Here is a 15,618-nt window from a genome sequence, read left to right as displayed (position 1 = left end):
ATATATGTCAATTATATCTATTATTTTGGTTCTCATCATTGCTTTCTTTGCAGGTCTTGAAGGCATCTTGGACCAATTCCAATTTCACCAACCTATTATTTCTTGTACATTGATTGGTCTTGTGACTGGTCATTTGACAGCTGGTATTATTCTTGGTGGTACAATTCAAATGATGGCACTTGGTTGGGCAAACATCGGAGCTGCTGTTGCGCCTGATGCTGCACTTGCTGGTGTTGCTGCTGCTATTATTATGGTTCAGTCTGGTAACTTTGATACAAAAGGCATTACTGTTGCATTTTCAACAGCGATCCCACTTTCAGTTGCTGGTCTCTTCCTTACAATGATCGTTCGTACAATCTCTGTTGGTCTCGTTCATGGTGCCGATGCTGAAGCTGCTAAAGGTAACTTCGCTGGTCTTGAACGCTTCCACTTCATCGCCTTGTTCCTACAAGGTATTCGTATTGTCGTGCCTGCATTGGCTTTGATTTTAGTACCAACACAATCAGTACAAGATGCGCTTAACGCAATGCCTGCCTGGTTAACAGATGGTATGGCTATCGGTGGTGGTATGGTTGTTGCCGTAGGGTATGCCCTCGTTATCAACATGATGGCATCACGTGAAGTTTGGCCTTTCTTTGCTATTGGTTTCGCACTTGCTGCAGTGACTAACTTGACACTTATCGCACTTGGTGCAGTTGGACTTGCCCTTGCCCTCATTTACCTCAATCTTTCAAAAATGGGCGGTAATGGAAACGGATCTGGCGGAAATTCTGGCAGTACCGATCCTATCGGCGACATCTTAAACGAATACTAGAAAGGACGACAAGATTATTATGAGTGAAAAAATTAAACTTTCAAAAAATGACCGTTTAGCCGTTGCTTGGCGTTCTACTTTCCTTCAAGGTTCTTGGAACTACGAACGTATGCAAAACTTAGGTTGGGCATTCTCGTTAATCCCAGCAATTAAAAAACTTTATACTACAAAAGAAGACCGTGCTGCTGCGTTGACACGTCACATGGAATTCTTTAATACCCATCCTTACGTAGCAAGCCCGATTATCGGTGTAACACTTGCTCTTGAAGAAGAACGCGCTAATGGTGCTGCTATCGATGACGTTGCAATTCAAGGCGTTAAAGTTGGTATGATGGGACCTCTTGCTGGTATCGGTGATCCAGTATTCTGGTTTACAGTTCGTCCTATCCTTGGTGCTATCGGGGCTTCACTTGCCTTGACTGGTAACATCGTAGGTCCAATCTTATTCTTTGTTCTTTGGAACGTGATTCGTTGGGCATTCATCTGGTATACACAAGAATTTGGTTACAAAGCTGGTTCTTCTATCACAGCTGACTTATCTGGTGGTGTCCTACAAGATATTACTAAAGGTGCTTCTATCCTTGGTATGTTTATCCTAGCCGTTCTTGTTGAACGTTGGGTATCTATTAAGTTTGTCGTTGAAGTGTCTAAAGTAAAATTATCTCAAGGTGCTTACATCGAGTGGGATAAACTTGCTAGTGGTTCTAAAGGTATCAAAGAAGCCTTTGCACAAGTAGGTTCAGGCCTTTCTCAAACACCTGAAAAAGTAACAACACTACAAAACAACTTAGATAGTTTGATTCCAGGTCTTTCTGGCTTGCTCTTAACTTTCCTTTGCATGTGGTTACTTAAGAAAAAAGTTTCTCCAATCATTATCATCCTTGGATTATTTATCTTTGGTGTTGTGATGCACGTCTTACACATTATGTAAGCCTTGCTATTCTAGAAAAGCTTGTCGTTTTGACAGGCTTTTTTAATGGAAAATTGGTATAATAAAGTCATGGTACAATCACTTAATACAAAAACGTCTACACCTTTTGCTGCCATTGCCTATGTTGGGCTTGGTAGTGTTTATGGTAAACTGCTGATCGGTGACAAAGCATTTGAGTTTTTTAATGATGCAAATGTTGAGGATGCGATTCAAATTCCGTGGGACACCATCTATCATGTGGAGGGTGTCGTTTCGAGAAGCAACAAAATCGGGCGTCAGATTGTCGTCGTTCTAAACCGCCAAGGTAATAGTAAGCGTCAAAATCATCTGCGTTTCTCTTCCAAAGAATCTGGTAAAATTCTGAAATTGGTTCGTGAACAACTTGGCAACGATAAGGTTGTCAAGGCACCAACCATCATCAGGACACTCATTAATAAATTTACCCGCAGAAAAGGTTGATTATTCTTGCTAGGCTTGCTATAATTAAGCTATCGGATAAGTAAAACGACTCACTGTTTAGAGAGATTGCGGGTATTGCAAGCAATTCTTTGAGTCGTTCGAAATTCTACCGTGTTTAAAATTCGTAAAATAAATGAGATACCGTCAGGTAAAGTAGGTGGAACCGTGCGTCATGCGCCCTACTACTACTTTGACGGTATTTTTTGGAGGAAAAATATGTTAGATATCAAACAAATTCGCAATCACTTTGACACCATTGAAGCTAAGCTCAAGACACGTGGTGTGGCCCCTGAAAAACTGTATGAGCTACGTGATTTTGATGCCAAAAGACGCGAGTTAATTATCGAGACTGAAGCGCTTAAAAAACAACGTAACGAGGCTTCTGAGGCGATTGGGTTAGCTAAGCGACAAAAAGAAGATGCGACGACTGCTATTGCAAACATGCAAGCAGTTTCTAGTCAAATTAAAGCGCTTGATTCTGAACTTGCTGTCTTTGATGAGAAAGTCACTGCCATCATTGAACTGTTACCAAATATCCCCGCTGATGGTGTGCCTGTAGGTACTGATGAAGCTGATAATGTCGAAGTCAAACGTGTAGGTGATGTACCAACCTTTGATTTTGAGCCACAAGCGCACTGGGATTTAGGCGAAAAGCTAGGCATCTTAGATTGGGAGCGTGGCGCTAAGGTCACTGGCTCAAGATTTTTGTTCTATAAAGGCTTAGGCGCACGCTTAGAACGTGCCCTCTATAACTTTATGCTCGATGAACATGCTAAAGAAGGCTACACTGAAATGATTACCCCTTATATGGTCAATCATGAGTCTATGTACGGAACTGGTCAGTATCCAAAATTCAAAGAAGATACCTTTGAGTTAGCTGATAGTGATTTCGTCTTGATTCCAACAGCTGAAGTGCCACTGACTAACTACTACCGTGATGAAATTATCGATGGCAAGGACTTGCCCATTTACTTCACAGCCATGAGTCCGTCTTTCCGTTCAGAAGCTGGTTCTGCTGGGCGTGATACGCGTGGTCTCATCCGCCTTCATCAATTCCATAAGGTAGAGATGGTTAAATTTACTAAACCAGAAGACTCATACCAAGAACTGGATAAGATGGTGGCAGATGCTGGTAATATTCTTGAAAAACTAGGCTTAGCTTATCGTGTATTGGCGCTATCAACTGGTGACATGGGCTTCTCAGCAGCTAAGACCTTTGATTTGGAAGTTTGGATTCCAGCTCAAAACACCTATCGTGAAATTTCTAGTTGTTCAAATACGGAAGACTTCCAAGCACGTCGTGCGCAAATCCGTTACCGTGATGCATCAGGTAAAACACAACTGCTTCATACTTTAAATGGGTCTGGACTAGCTGTTGGCCGTACAGTTGCTGCTATTCTTGAAAACTACCAAAATGCTGATGGCTCTGTTACAGTTCCTGAAGTGCTTCGCCCTTATCTCGGTGGTATCAGTGTGATCAAATAATGACTAATCCTTTTGAATATAATAGACTCACTTTAACTTTTCCTGATCAGTTAGGCCGGCTAGTCATTAGCGACTTGCTTGATATCCCCGATGATAGCAGCACAGTTGCCCACCTTTACTGTCAAGGTGCTTGCTTGGTAAGGTCCAAAAGTGAGGCTGACCGACGCTTATCTTTTATCTTACCTGATGATATTGATCCAGCTTATTTCACAGCATATCTGCTTGGTGAAACCTTACCTGCTAATCAAGGTAAAATTATCAAAGCTTACCTTGATCAGATTAGCCCCTTTCTTGATAGATTAGGCTATACCTTAACCAGTCTATCTGATAGCACCCAAAAACCGAGTAAACCAAAGGCAGCTGCCAAAGCACAGCATCGCTTTTCAAAAACACTAGTAGATAGTCCCTTTTATGTCGATTATGATGGGGCAAAAGCTGAGGTTTATTGGGTAAAACGCCAGGAATTGGTTATCAAAAAAGGTGCATCTCTCAAGCAAGAAACACCACTAAATAAAGATGGATCCGTCGGATTTTCTCAAAAATTTGCCTTAACCTTACGTCAAGAACATGCAGATGCGATAGGACCTGATTTTAAGACGACTGCTGATATTCAACTCAAATCAGTTAATGAAGTTGGTCATCTCTTGTTTTTTGCGGGTACGAATTCATGGCTTGTTTTAAAGGACAGTACTGGCAGAACCTTAGATAGTCATACCATCGTTAAATGATAAAAGCCACAATTCAGATGAATTGTGGCTTTATTTTTTCAAACCTTAGACGACAGCTGTTTTTCCATCCGATAATCGGTTAGCATGAAATCACCAAAAGGGGTATCAATTTCTGCTGTACTCTCAAATCCCATATGCTTATAAACAGAGATTGCACGTGCATTAAATCGATTCACATTCAGCATGAGTTTATCTTTATGGTTAGCAAGCGCTGTATTTTCTAACCAAGCCAACATACTTCGCGATAGGCCTTTTCCCCGCACGCTATTTAGCAAATAGAGTTTACTGATATACATATGATCTGCTTTTAGGTCATAGGCTAAATAACCGACGATTTCTTCTTCAGCTTCAACGAAATAATAGACTACTCCAGCATCTATCTCTGATTTTATTTTCTCAGGAGACTGATAGTTGTCTAGCATATAGGCAACATGTGCTTCACCAAGTAGTGTCGTAAATACTTCTGGCCAGATGATTTTGATCAGTTCATATAAGTGATCAATTTCTTCACTCGTTTTAATTGGGTTAACTGTTATTGCTGTCACAAATACTCCTTTATTTTCTGTTATGACTAGCTAGTCCGGTCAAGCTAGCTGATGTGATAAAAAAATAACTCGAAGTATTGATCATTATCAATAGTTTGAGTATATTTTTAAAGTTATGAAGATTTCTTTGTGTTATGCTTATACTTTTAGGAAACGTCGCATCGAAATAATCGATCCGATAGAACCAATGACCATACCAACCAGCACCATTAGGATGATAAGTTGTGGCACAAAGGTATTAGGATTTAGCAAGTATAAATCTTGTTGTGCAAGTGATTTCTGTAAGCCAACATAACCGATTCGATAAACAAATCCGATAAGTATACTTGGCAAAATCGCACCAAGTATACCTACCCATGCGCCTTCAAGAAAGAAAGGCCAACGAATATAACCATTTTTAGCACCAACAAGTCGCATGATTTGAATTTCTCGTTGACGAGACAAAATAGTCATCCGAATCGTGTTTGAAATCAAGAAGATGGCAACAAATAGTAACAGTGCAGCAGCAGCAAGACCCCAAGTTCTGATTACTTTAGATAAGCCAAAAATCTTTTTAGTATTAGTTCCACCGTAATCTGCACGGTCAACACCCGCAACTTTGCTAATATTTTCAGCAACTTTTGTCACATTTTCAGGTTTATTTGCTTCCACGATATACACATCATGGAGTGGATTACTATCTCCTTTAAACATATTCCAAGTCTTACCAAGTGATTTAGTTAATTTTTCTAGTTCATTTTCTTTACTAGAATAGGTCACTTTTGACACATTTGGTACTGCCTTAATAGCTTGTTCTATCTTATGGTAGTCAGGATTTGTTACTTTTTTTGATTGATCGTTTGCATCCACAATTTCTTTGCTGTCGTCATGTACACCGAGCTTCAAAAAGGTTGAGACACGGACATTGTTTTCTAAGTCAGATGCTAATTTTGTTGTATTTAAAATAACTGCTAAGAAAACCCCTACTAATACGAGGGTAATGGTAACAGATGAAACGGCAGCAACGGTCATCCAGCCATTTCTTCGGAGGTTCTTTATTGATTGCCACAGGTGTTTAAAGAATGTTCTAATCATCGTAGCCGTATTCTCCTTCTATTTGATCTCGGACAATACGACCATTTTCAATCGCAATGACACGATGGCGTAATGTATTCACAATCTGTGAGTTATGTGTGGCCATTAAGATGGTTGTCCCCTGGATATTTATTTTTTCTAGTAAATTCATGATTTCCCATGAATTTTCTGGATCCAAGTTCCCTGTTGGTTCATCGGCAATCAGCACTTTGGGCGAATTTGCTATCGAGCGAGCAATAGCAACACGCTGTTGCTCACCACCAGAAAGTTCATTTGGGAAAGATCTGACTTTATGCTTTAAGCCGACTAAGTCTAATACTTCCATCACGCGCTTTTTAATTTCACGTGGGCGTTTGCCAATTACTTCCATGGCATAGGCAATATTTTCATAGACTGTCTTATGCTGTAATAATTTATAATCTTGGAAAACAACGCCAATCGACCGACGTAGCATGGGCACATCGCGCTTTCTGATTTTACCGAGGTTATAACCTGCAACTACACCGTCACCTTTATCCAATTTTGCTTCTCGATAAAGCAAGCGGATAAAGGTTGATTTACCTGCGCCAGACGGTCCTACAACATAGGCAAACTCCCCAGCTTCAATATCGACAGATATATTACGTAGGGCAGTCGTGCCATTATTATATTTTTTTGTTGCATTACTTAGTTTAATAATACTACTCATATTTATATTCTTTCTGTTTTTTTTATTATTAATATCATTATAACAAAAAAATAACTCGTTTTTTATTACAGGCTTACAACATCTTCCATTTCAAATAAGCATCAATGAACCCATCCAGGTCACCATCCATAACATTATCGATTTGGCTAGTCTCATAATTTGAGCGTGTATCCTTGACTAATTGATAAGGCATAAAGACATATGAGCGGATTTGTGACCCCCAGGAAATATCTGCTTGATCTCCTTTGAGCTCATTTACTTCTGCTTGTTTTTTATCAACCTCTAACTGATATAGTTTTGATTTTAGCATCTTCATCGCTAAATCTTTATTACCATATTGGGTTCTATCCATAGTAGATGAGACAACAATCCCTGTCGGTGTATGCGTTAATCTGACACCTGTCGATACCTTATTGACATTCTGTCCACCAGCGCCGCCAGAGCGGAAGGTGTCCATTTTTACGTCAGCATCCTTGACATCTACTTCAATCGAATCATCTAGTTCAGGCATCACATCCACTGATGTAAACGAGGTATGTCTGCGGTTTTGAGAGTCAAAAGGAGAGACACGTACTAGGCGATGCACCCCTTTTTCAGACCGTAAAAAGCCATAGGCGTTATTACCCGTAAATTTGAGTGTTGCAGACTTAAGACCAGCGACATCACCATCTTGGTAATCCACGACTTCCACTTTAAAGTTATGGGCGTTGCCCCAACGCTCATACATCCGCATTAGCATGCTACCCCAGTCTTGCGACTCAGTACCACCTGAACCCGGATGAATCTCTAAAAGGGCATTAAAATGGTCATAAGGCTGATTAAGGAGCATCTCAAGTTCATAAGCTTGCATCTTAGCACTTAGTTTGCCAAGTTCCTGACTCAATTCCTCACGCATGTCAAGATCATCTTCTTCTTCGATCATTTCAAGCATGACTTCTTGGTCATCTAACATAGCTTGCATGTCCATGAACGTTTCATATTTGGCCTTTAGTTGATTGGATTGCTCAACTATTTTTTGGGCAGCGATATTATCATCCCAAAAACTAGGTGCAGACATATCATTATCAAGCAGGGCAATTTCTTCTTCTAGGCGATCCAGATCCAGATTATCACGAAATGATGCCATTTTTTCTGTATTTTGCGCAATTTGATTGCGAATTTCACTAATTTCCATATTACTTAATTTTACCACGTTCTACGTTTTTTTTCAAAGGGCGATTATGTTTACTTGTCCGCTTGAGCTTGTCAAGTGCCCATTGGGCAGCCTCTTGATGTACTGCATTTTGGGGATTTGCTGCAATCTCTTCCAATAAGGGAATCGCTGTCTTATCATTAAGATTAGCCAATACAAAGATGGCATTGCGCTGTAAGACATTTTTACCGCGCCATGAGCCTGCAATCTCACCAAATTTTTCTTTAAATTCTTTATTTGTCAGCTTGATAAAGGGCTGTAATTCTGGATAAGAAAGCTCAGGGTCGATAGGGGTCTGTGGTTCACTATTTATCCCTTTGTTATAGGGGCAAACAATCTGACAGATATCACAGCCATAAAGAACAGACTTGGTTTTAATCCGAAATTCTTCATCGATATACCCTGTTTTTTGCGTCTGAAAGCTTAGACAACGTTTGGCATTCATGGTCGTATCGCCATTTAAGGCATCTGTCGGACAAAACGTGACACACCGCTCGCAATCACCACACCCATAGTCAACTGGACTATCTGGTTCGATATCAAGATTTGTAATCAGCTCACCTAAAAACATATAGGAGCCAAATTCTTTAGAAATCACTAAGCCACTTTTACCGATAAAGCCGATACCTGCACGCCTTGCGACAGCCGTATCTACCAAAGCACCTGTATCAACCATAGCTTTATGGTCAAATTCATCTGTTAATTCTGAAATACGTTCGGCAAGTAGGGACATTTTCCCTGCTAGGATGTCATGATAATCTATTCCCCAACTGGATGGTGAAAACTTCCCCCGCTTGTAAGCCGATTTTTCTGGCATTTGAGGTAATTTATTTGGGTAGGCGACCGCGATTGCGATAATCGTTTTGGCATTAGCAAGTAATAGCTTGGGATCAACACGCTCCGCAATATTCTTATGTTCAAAGCCTGAGTTTGTCCCGGCTTCTTGTGCACGCGTCAGTGTTTTTTTTAAGTAATCAAAGTTATCAGCTGTCGTGAAGCCAATTTTAGAGATCCCTATTTCTTTTGCTATCGCAATAATTTGTTGTTTTAAGTCAGTCATCTTATTCTGTTCTCTTTATGATTGTTTAGTGCTATTCTTTTTTGCCAAGTCCTTCATACGATCCCCAAAAATCAAGTATCATTTTGACGACTTGTCTCCTGTTTATATTATACCTTATTTTGCTCTTTTGTTTTGCACTTATCATATGTTTAAGTTACTCGTTAAAAATAGAGGTACATGCAAACAAAAGTGTTGACAGTGTAAACACTTTGGTATAAAATAGCAACAAAGGAGAGAAATATGAAAAAAGACTTAGGCAAAAAAATAACCTATCTTAATGATTTGTTGATTGCTGATCAACATAAATGGGGACAAACGATTGGGATTAGTAGTAAAGACTACAATATTTTCTTAACGATAGCGGAAAATCCTGGGTGTACACAACTTTTTTTAGCAAAAAAAAGACGTGTTGAGCGAAGCTTATTGACTAGAATTATCAATAAATATAGCAAAATGGGATATATCGTAAGACAGGAAAATGAGCACAATAAAAGTGCCTACTCACTCTATCTAACAGATCAAGGTCAACTGATCGCGCAAAAAATTAGACAACGCATCACTGAGTTAAATCACGATCTATTTGAAGCCTATACTGAAACCCAATACAAAACACTACTTGACTTGTTAGATATTGCGATTAAGCAGGTGGAGGACTAACATGAAAAAAATATCGATTTTATGGCTATCATTTTTCCCATTACTAGCTGGGGCAGCACTTTCCCCTTCACTATCAGAGATCTCACAGACTTTTCCTACCGTATCAAACCTATGGCTTAAATCTCTTATCACAATACCATCAATCTGTGTCGTTTTAGGGCAACTTGTTCAGCCCAAACTATCTCGAAAGGTAACAACAAAAACACAAGTACTAGGTGGCCTATTTTTATATGCTTTAGGGGCCTTGCCTTATATTTGGCCAACCTTTCCTATCATTATTTTATCAAGAATTCTTTTAGGTATCGGCTTGAGTTTACTTGTCCCCCACACCATCGGCCTAATTCAAGCAAACTTTGAAGGAAAAATACAGAAAAAATTATTGGGTTATGCCAGTGCATTAAATAATTTTGGTACAGTCGTTGCCGTTATTTATGCTGGACTTGTTTCAAATAAGGACTGGAAACTTGTTTTCTTAATTTATCTCTTAGCAATCATTAGTCTTGTGACAATCTATTTATTTTTACCAAATGACCAACATGAAGTCAACTCACCTAAACAGACGACTAAAGAAAAGGTGTCTTACAATGTGGTGCGTATTTGGCTTAAAATGTTCTTATTAACCGTCATTTATTTTACCATTCCAACTAATTTAGCTTTTTATATGCATGATCACTTCCAACAACAAGGGACTCTGATAATCGGTATTTTGATGGCGATCACGTCATTATTCGGCGTGATCTCGGGTATGATTTTCTCTTACTTTCCTGGCAGAAAAAATAGTCAAATACAAGAACTTATTTTAATTGGGCTTTTTCTCATATCTATGTGTTTACTCAGCTTGACACAAACCTTACCTTTATTTATTCTTGGCCTACTGTTTAGCGGCTGGGGATTGGGCTGGGGGCTTCCTTGCTTTAACCACCAACTCATCTCCACACTAACGCATCCATCTTCTTCTACTTTAGGTATCGGACAAGCGATGATTTTTCTAGGCCAATTCGTCTCGCCATTTTTGATTGCATTTATGAGCAGCTTATCCCATCAAGATAATCCCTTTCTCATGTCAATCATCTTATTAGGTATTTTACTAGGTATTGCCATGCTTGATTTCTCAAAAAAAACAGCCAGCAACGGATAGATAGTAGCTAATTCATACTACTTTTACAAAACCTCTAGCATCAGGCTAAACGATAAATTATGCTATACTTATGTCATGAAAAAACTAGCCATACTGTCTGATTTACATATTGATGTCAATCAGTTTGATGCGCAATATGAGGCCATTTTAAGGCAAACTTTGCTATCTGAAAACATCACTGATATCCACCTAGCTGGTGATATTTCAAACGACTTTGATGCAATATCAAAGCCGTTTTTAGTACGTCTGGCCAAGGAATTCACAGTATCTTATAATCTGGGTAACCATGATATGTTAGCGATGTCTGAATCAGAAATAGATAGTCACGATTTTCAAATTCGGAAAATTGGCAACAAACACTTACTCAGTTTTGCTGGTTGGTATGATTATTCTTTTTGTCCTGATGTCAGCTACGAGCAAAACTTGCGTACTAAAAATACGTTTTGGTTTGACCGCAAGATAAAGCGAGAGGCAGATGATATCACAGTTACTAAGCGTGACCTATCACGGCTTGATGAGCTGCTGGGTACGTTGACCCCCAGCCAAAAAGCCAATCTCATCGTTGCCATGCACTTTGTCCCTGAACAGTCTTTTGTCATGACCCATCCCAAATTTGTCAAATTTAATGCTTTTTTAGGGGCGCAGTCCTTTCACCACTTATTTCTCAAGCATGGGATAAAGGAGGTCGTTTTCGGCCACAACCATCGCTCTTATGACAGGACAGTTGATGGTATCCATTACCAATCCCACCCATTGGGCTATAAACGTGAGTGGCTCTTAACGCATCACTATTTTTCTGATTTTCCACAATATAAACACCTGAATAGCTATAATCTGCACAAGCGCTATAATTTAGCCAAAAAAACGGCAGAATTTGATAGCTATCTACGCGAACACTTCGCTGATGAACTACGCGCCTCATTCACGATTTTCCATCTTTAAATCTGACATTTCTCAAATAAAATGGTATAATTTTTAATGAGATCTTTGAATGTTAGAAAGTTGGTAGGATGATGAAAATCCCCAAAGAAGGCGACTTTATTACGATTCAAAGCTATAAACACGACGGAAGCTTGCATCGTACTTGGCGCGATACGATGGTGCTGAAGACTAACGAAAACTCGATTATTGGCGTAAATGACCACACGCTTGTGACAGAAAGTGATGGGAGACGTTGGGTAACCCGCGAACCTGCTATTGTTTATTTTCACAAGAAATTCTGGTTTAATATTATCGCTATGATTCGCGAAAATGGTGTGAGTTACTACTGTAACCTGGCTAGTCCTTACACACTTGACAATGAAGCCCTTAAGTATATCGACTATGATCTTGATGTCAAAGTGTTTGCTGATGGTGAAAAAAAATTGTTAGATGTCGAGGAATATGAGCGACATAAACGTCAGATGAATTATCCAGACGATATTGACTTTATCTTAAAAGAAAATGTTAAGATTTTAGTAGATTGGATAAATGAAGGCAAAGGACCATTTTCTAAAGAATACGTTTCTATTTGGTACGACCGTTATCGGCAATTAAAATAGACCTCAACTATGGTGTCTATTTTTTTATTTTTGGATAATACGATAGCAATAACCCCAGTCAGAAGGCATCTTCTGACTGGGGTTATTGCGTTTAGTTAGCCTTGTCATATTCTCGCTTGGCAAGTGCAAAATTACCGACAGTTGCCGACGCATTATTGGCAATAGCAGGAACTTGCAGATACTCAGTTAAGTCAGGAACAGGGACGTAATCATTTAGTAGCGCAGCAAATTCTGTTCTAACACGCGTCATCATATGCTCTTGGGCCATGACACCACCACCAAAGATGATCTTCTCAGGTCGTAAAGTCAAGGTCGCAGATACAGCTGCTTGGGCGATATAGTAAGCCTGAATATCCCATACAGTCGAATTTAGACTAATGGCTTCACCGCGCACGCCAGTTCTCGCTTCTAAAGACGGACCAGCTGCCACCCCTTCTAAACAGTCACCATGATAAGGACAAACACCTGCAAAATCTAGATCTTCGGGATGACGTTTAACAAACATATGCCCCATCTCAGCATGAGAAATACCGCCGATAAAATCCTCACCTTGAATTGCACCAGCACCAATGCCAGTCCCAATCGTGAAGTAAACTAGGCTATTAAGAGACTGATCTAGTATCTTTTCCCCATAGGCCGATGAGTTAACGTCGGTCGTAAAGAACATCGGTAAATCCAGTTGTGCTTGCAAGAACCCAATCATGTCAAAATTTCCCCAATTCGGTTTGGGTGTCGTCGTCACAAATCCGTAAGTCTTAGACTTTTTATCGATATCAATCGGCCCAAAACTACCGACAGAAATCGCCACAAGCGTCCCTTCAAATTTTTTGAAGAAATCAATTACTTTTTGCAGTGTCTCCTCAGGTTTATCTGTGGGAAAAGTTGCACTCTCAAGAATCATCAAGGCGTCATTTCCGACTGCGCAGACAAACTTTGTGCCTCCTGCTTCGATACTACCATATAAATTGCTCATTTTTTGTCTATTGAGTTGTCGGACAACTCATCCTTTCTATTTGAAAACGGTTTCCTTTATTTTATCATATCTTGAAAAAAATAACCGCACTTACTTGTCTTTTTTTTGAGTTAACTTGTGTCACTTACGCATCTATCAAGACGACAAAAAAAGCTGTCATAAAGCTAGGCTACCTTATAAGTCATTCAACATCAGTTATGCCTATGGCACAATGACTTTGACGCAATACTTATATGTAACTGTACTTTATCATACAACCCTTTTCTTCATGATCTACATCCTAAAATTTAGATTGATTCATGATCACTTAGTCGTCTCTGTTAAGGCAATAATCTTTTGACCAACCGTAACAGTCTGCTCATCAATTGCTTCTACTTCAGCATAACTTAAGGTGTTTGTAATAATCACCATAACTGTCGTCGCGTATCCTGCAGCCTTAATTTTGTCAATATCAAAGGTACCGAGTAACTCACCTTTTTTAACAATCTGTCCTTGTTTAACAGCAGTTGTGAAGCCTTCACCATTCATTTGAACAGTATCAATACCGATATGAAGTAGCACTTCGGCACCGGCATCGGTTTGAATGCCATAGGCATGCTTAGACTCATTTGTAAAGGTTAAGACCCCTGTGACTGGTGCATAAAGTTCACCTACTGTTGGTTCGATCGCAGTCCCTTTACCCATCAATCCACTTGAGAATACCGGATCTTTGGTATCTGAAAGTTTCACTAATTGACCTTGAACTGGTGAATAAATTTCTTCATTCGCAACACCAGCTGGTGTTGGTGTTTCATTTATTTCTTGCGCAGTTGTGTTTGTTACAGGTGCATCTGCAGCAAATTCCAGTTGTTTTCGGCCATAAAAGAAGGTTGCTGTAAAGGCGATCGCAATACTGATCACTAAACCGATCATAAACATAGGGATAGATTTAGGATTAATTGCGATGAACCCAATGATACCAGCAGGTCCAAGGGATGCACTCCGAACGCCCATGAAGCCCATAAATGCGGCACCAACACCAGATGCTGCGAGTCCAATAAAGAATGGGAATTTCAATTTAAGGTTAACCCCAAACATAGCTGGTTCTGTAATCCCTAGCATAGCAGAGAAAGCTGATGAAGAAGCTAATGCTTTTTGTTTTTGGTTTTTAGTAATCAAGAAGATTGCAAAACATGCTGCACCTTGTGCCACATTTGCTGCAGACGCAATTGGGAAGATGAAACTACCACCCGTTTTTGCTATATCTGCTAATAAAGTCGTCTCGATAGCTGGAAATGATTGGTGTAAACCAGTCAATACAATGGCAGAATAGATTGCACCAAAGATACCATAACCAAACCCACCAAGTGAATTGACTAACCATACTAAACCATCTGTCATACCGTTTGATACAGCTCTTAGGGCTGGACCAACGATAGCGAATGTCACAAATCCAGTGATGATAACTGCTAACATCGGTGTGAAAGTAAAATCAACCGCATTTTTCAAATGTTTATGGAAGAATTTTTCAAGTGTTGCTAAGATATAAGCGACACCGATAACTGGCAACACTTGACCTTGATAACCTGCTTGTGCAATTTGGAAACCAAAGACATCCCAGTAAGGCATTTTATTTGTTGCCAATGCTTCTGCAACACCATAACCGTTTACTAGACTAGGCATCACTAGCATCATACCTGCTGCAGCCCCTAGATATGGGTTACCACCAAAACGTTTTGTCGCAGAGAAACCAATCAAGATTGGTAGGAAGGCAAATGGTGCTGAGGCCATTAGATTGACAATTTCAGCAAAGCCTTTGATACCTGGAAACATTTCAACAACTGATTGGGGACCAAATAATCCAGCACCAGTCAAGACATTATTCAAGGCCATTAATAGACCACCTGCTACTAAGGCAGGAATCAAGGGAACAAAAATATCTGATAAGACTTTGATCAGTTTCATGACCGGATTTGTTTCAGTATTGGCAACTTCTTTCAACTCATCTTTTGAGACTTCACCAACACCAGTAATGGCAACAAGTTCTTTGTAGACCGTGTTCACATCTCCAGGACCAACAATGATTTGATATTGACCATTGGCTTCAAAAGTGCCTTTAAGATCATCATCATCATCCAGTGCAGCTTGATTAATTTTAGACGTGTCTTTTAATACTAAACGCAGACGAGTGGCACAATGTGCTGCTGCTACCAGGTTGTCTGGACCAAGTGCTGCAGCGATTCTTTTTGCTACTTCCTTATGTTTCATGAGATCTCCTTTAAACTGTGAGTGATCACGCTTGTCTATCTATACAAAGGTTTAGTTGTACAAGCATGAGACTAGGCTGAAATAAT

16 protein-coding genes are annotated in these 15,618 nt (G+C 39.7%); 9 read left to right on the top strand and 7 right to left on the bottom strand.

Features of this window, described 5'->3' with window-relative positions:
• Positions 1-4 precede the first annotated feature (4 nt).
• The 5 genes from RU86_RS01710 to RU86_RS01690 all read left to right on the top strand — a co-directional run bounded on the left by RU86_RS01710 (position 5) and on the right by RU86_RS01690 (position 4,417).
• Entirely contained in the window at positions 5-814 is an 810-nt protein-coding gene (locus RU86_RS01710; RefSeq protein WP_079506593.1) for a PTS mannose/fructose/sorbose transporter subunit IIC, read from the top strand.
• A gap of 19 nt (positions 815-833) precedes the next feature.
• Positions 834-1,745 (top strand): PTS system mannose/fructose/sorbose family transporter subunit IID, encoded by a 912-nt coding sequence (locus tag RU86_RS01705; RefSeq protein ID WP_096813741.1) that lies wholly within the window; start codon positions 834-836, stop codon positions 1,743-1,745.
• Positions 1,746-1,790: 45 nt separating this feature from the next.
• Positions 1,791-2,204, top strand: a complete 414-nt coding sequence (locus tag RU86_RS01700; protein WP_243989982.1) for a DUF956 family protein — start codon at positions 1,791-1,793, stop codon at positions 2,202-2,204.
• 216 nt (positions 2,205-2,420) lie between these two features.
• On the top strand, positions 2,421-3,689 hold the full coding sequence (gene serS, locus RU86_RS01695) for a serine--tRNA ligase (protein ID WP_096813739.1): 1,269 nt from the start codon (positions 2,421-2,423) through the stop codon (positions 3,687-3,689).
• A complete protein-coding gene (locus RU86_RS01690) occupies positions 3,689-4,417 on the top strand; it encodes a hypothetical protein (protein ID WP_096813738.1) in 729 nt (242 codons plus the stop codon). The genes serS and RU86_RS01690 overlap by 1 nt, the downstream gene beginning before the upstream one ends.
• Positions 4,418-4,455: 38 nt before the next feature.
• On the opposite strand, the gene RU86_RS01685 is transcribed toward RU86_RS01690, so the two are convergent.
• The 5 genes from RU86_RS01685 to queG all read right to left on the bottom strand — a co-directional run bounded on the left by RU86_RS01685 (position 4,456) and on the right by queG (position 8,976).
• A complete protein-coding gene (locus RU86_RS01685) occupies positions 4,456-4,962 on the bottom strand; it encodes a GNAT family N-acetyltransferase (RefSeq protein WP_096813737.1) in 507 nt (168 codons plus the stop codon).
• 138 nt (positions 4,963-5,100) lie between these two features.
• A complete protein-coding gene (gene ftsX, locus RU86_RS01680) occupies positions 5,101-6,036 on the bottom strand; it encodes a permease-like cell division protein FtsX (RefSeq protein WP_096813736.1) in 936 nt (311 codons plus the stop codon).
• A complete protein-coding gene (gene ftsE / locus RU86_RS01675; protein ID WP_096813735.1) occupies positions 6,029-6,724 on the bottom strand; it encodes a cell division ATP-binding protein FtsE in 696 nt (231 codons plus the stop codon). Before ftsE ends, ftsX begins: the two co-directional genes overlap by 8 nt.
• Positions 6,725-6,797: 73 nt before the next feature.
• A complete protein-coding gene (gene prfB / locus RU86_RS01670; RefSeq protein WP_096813734.1) occupies positions 6,798-7,898 on the bottom strand; it encodes a peptide chain release factor 2 in 1,101 nt (366 codons plus the stop codon).
• A gap of 1 nt (position 7,899) precedes the next feature.
• Complete coding sequence (gene queG / locus RU86_RS01665) at positions 7,900-8,976, bottom strand: tRNA epoxyqueuosine(34) reductase QueG (protein ID WP_096813733.1); 1,077 nt, start codon at positions 8,974-8,976, stop codon at positions 7,900-7,902.
• A gap of 240 nt (positions 8,977-9,216) precedes the next feature.
• Here queG and RU86_RS01660 point away from each other — a divergent pair, with 240 nt between their 5' ends.
• The 4 genes from RU86_RS01660 (at position 9,217) to ntdP (ending at position 12,312) form a co-directional block, all read left to right on the top strand.
• Positions 9,217-9,633 carry a MarR family winged helix-turn-helix transcriptional regulator gene (locus tag RU86_RS01660; RefSeq protein WP_096813732.1) on the top strand — a complete coding sequence of 139 codons (417 nt, stop codon included), beginning with the start codon at positions 9,217-9,219 and terminating at the stop codon, positions 9,631-9,633.
• Position 9,634: 1 nt separating this feature from the next.
• On the top strand, positions 9,635-10,771 hold the full coding sequence (locus RU86_RS01655) for an MFS transporter (RefSeq protein ID WP_096813731.1): 1,137 nt from the start codon (positions 9,635-9,637) through the stop codon (positions 10,769-10,771).
• Between the two features lie 75 nt (positions 10,772-10,846).
• Positions 10,847-11,713 carry a metallophosphoesterase family protein gene (locus RU86_RS01650; protein WP_096813730.1) on the top strand — a complete coding sequence of 289 codons (867 nt, stop codon included), beginning with the start codon at positions 10,847-10,849 and terminating at the stop codon, positions 11,711-11,713.
• Between the two features lie 71 nt (positions 11,714-11,784).
• Positions 11,785-12,312, top strand: coding sequence for a nucleoside tri-diphosphate phosphatase (gene ntdP, locus RU86_RS01645; RefSeq protein ID WP_079506625.1), 528 nt, complete (start codon positions 11,785-11,787; stop codon positions 12,310-12,312).
• A gap of 91 nt (positions 12,313-12,403) precedes the next feature.
• Here ntdP and scrK read toward each other — a convergent pair whose 3' ends face one another.
• Positions 12,404-13,285, bottom strand: coding sequence for a fructokinase ScrK (scrK, locus tag RU86_RS01640; RefSeq protein WP_096813729.1), 882 nt, complete (start codon positions 13,283-13,285; stop codon positions 12,404-12,406).
• A gap of 303 nt (positions 13,286-13,588) precedes the next feature.
• Positions 13,589-15,532 carry a sucrose-specific PTS transporter subunit IIBC gene (locus tag RU86_RS01635; RefSeq protein ID WP_096813728.1) on the bottom strand — a complete coding sequence of 648 codons (1,944 nt, stop codon included), beginning with the start codon at positions 15,530-15,532 and terminating at the stop codon, positions 13,589-13,591.
• Positions 15,533-15,618 lie beyond the last annotated feature (86 nt).

Source organism: Pseudolactococcus piscium (assembly GCF_002441695.1).
Classification (GTDB): domain Bacteria; phylum Bacillota; class Bacilli; order Lactobacillales; family Streptococcaceae; genus Pseudolactococcus; species Pseudolactococcus piscium.
Note: the sequence above shows the minus strand (reverse complement) of the source record. Positions and strands in the feature narration are given on the sequence as shown.

Coding starts and splice junctions, on each gene's coding strand:
- RU86_RS01635 (WP_096813728.1), bottom strand. CDS start 15,532: ATGAAACATAAGGAAGTAGCAAAAAGAATCGCTGCAGCACTTGGTCCA.
- scrK (WP_096813729.1), bottom strand. CDS start 13,285: ATGAGCAATTTATATGGTAGTATCGAAGCAGGAGGCACAAAGTTTGTC.
- serS (WP_096813739.1), top strand. CDS start 2,421: ATGTTAGATATCAAACAAATTCGCAATCACTTTGACACCATTGAAGCT.
- RU86_RS01700 (WP_243989982.1), top strand. CDS start 1,791: ATGGAAAATTGGTATAATAAAGTCATGGTACAATCACTTAATACAAAA.
- RU86_RS01660 (WP_096813732.1), top strand. CDS start 9,217: ATGAAAAAAGACTTAGGCAAAAAAATAACCTATCTTAATGATTTGTTG.
- RU86_RS01710 (WP_079506593.1), top strand. CDS start 5: ATGTCAATTATATCTATTATTTTGGTTCTCATCATTGCTTTCTTTGCA.
- prfB (WP_096813734.1), bottom strand. CDS start 7,898: ATGGAAATTAGTGAAATTCGCAATCAAATTGCGCAAAATACAGAAAAA.
- ftsX (WP_096813736.1), bottom strand. CDS start 6,036: ATGATTAGAACATTCTTTAAACACCTGTGGCAATCAATAAAGAACCTC.
- RU86_RS01690 (WP_096813738.1), top strand. CDS start 3,689: ATGACTAATCCTTTTGAATATAATAGACTCACTTTAACTTTTCCTGAT.
- RU86_RS01655 (WP_096813731.1), top strand. CDS start 9,635: ATGAAAAAAATATCGATTTTATGGCTATCATTTTTCCCATTACTAGCT.
- RU86_RS01705 (WP_096813741.1), top strand. CDS start 834: ATGAGTGAAAAAATTAAACTTTCAAAAAATGACCGTTTAGCCGTTGCT.
- RU86_RS01650 (WP_096813730.1), top strand. CDS start 10,847: ATGAAAAAACTAGCCATACTGTCTGATTTACATATTGATGTCAATCAG.
- ftsE (WP_096813735.1), bottom strand. CDS start 6,724: ATGAGTAGTATTATTAAACTAAGTAATGCAACAAAAAAATATAATAAT.
- queG (WP_096813733.1), bottom strand. CDS start 8,976: ATGACTGACTTAAAACAACAAATTATTGCGATAGCAAAAGAAATAGGG.
- ntdP (WP_079506625.1), top strand. CDS start 11,785: ATGAAAATCCCCAAAGAAGGCGACTTTATTACGATTCAAAGCTATAAA.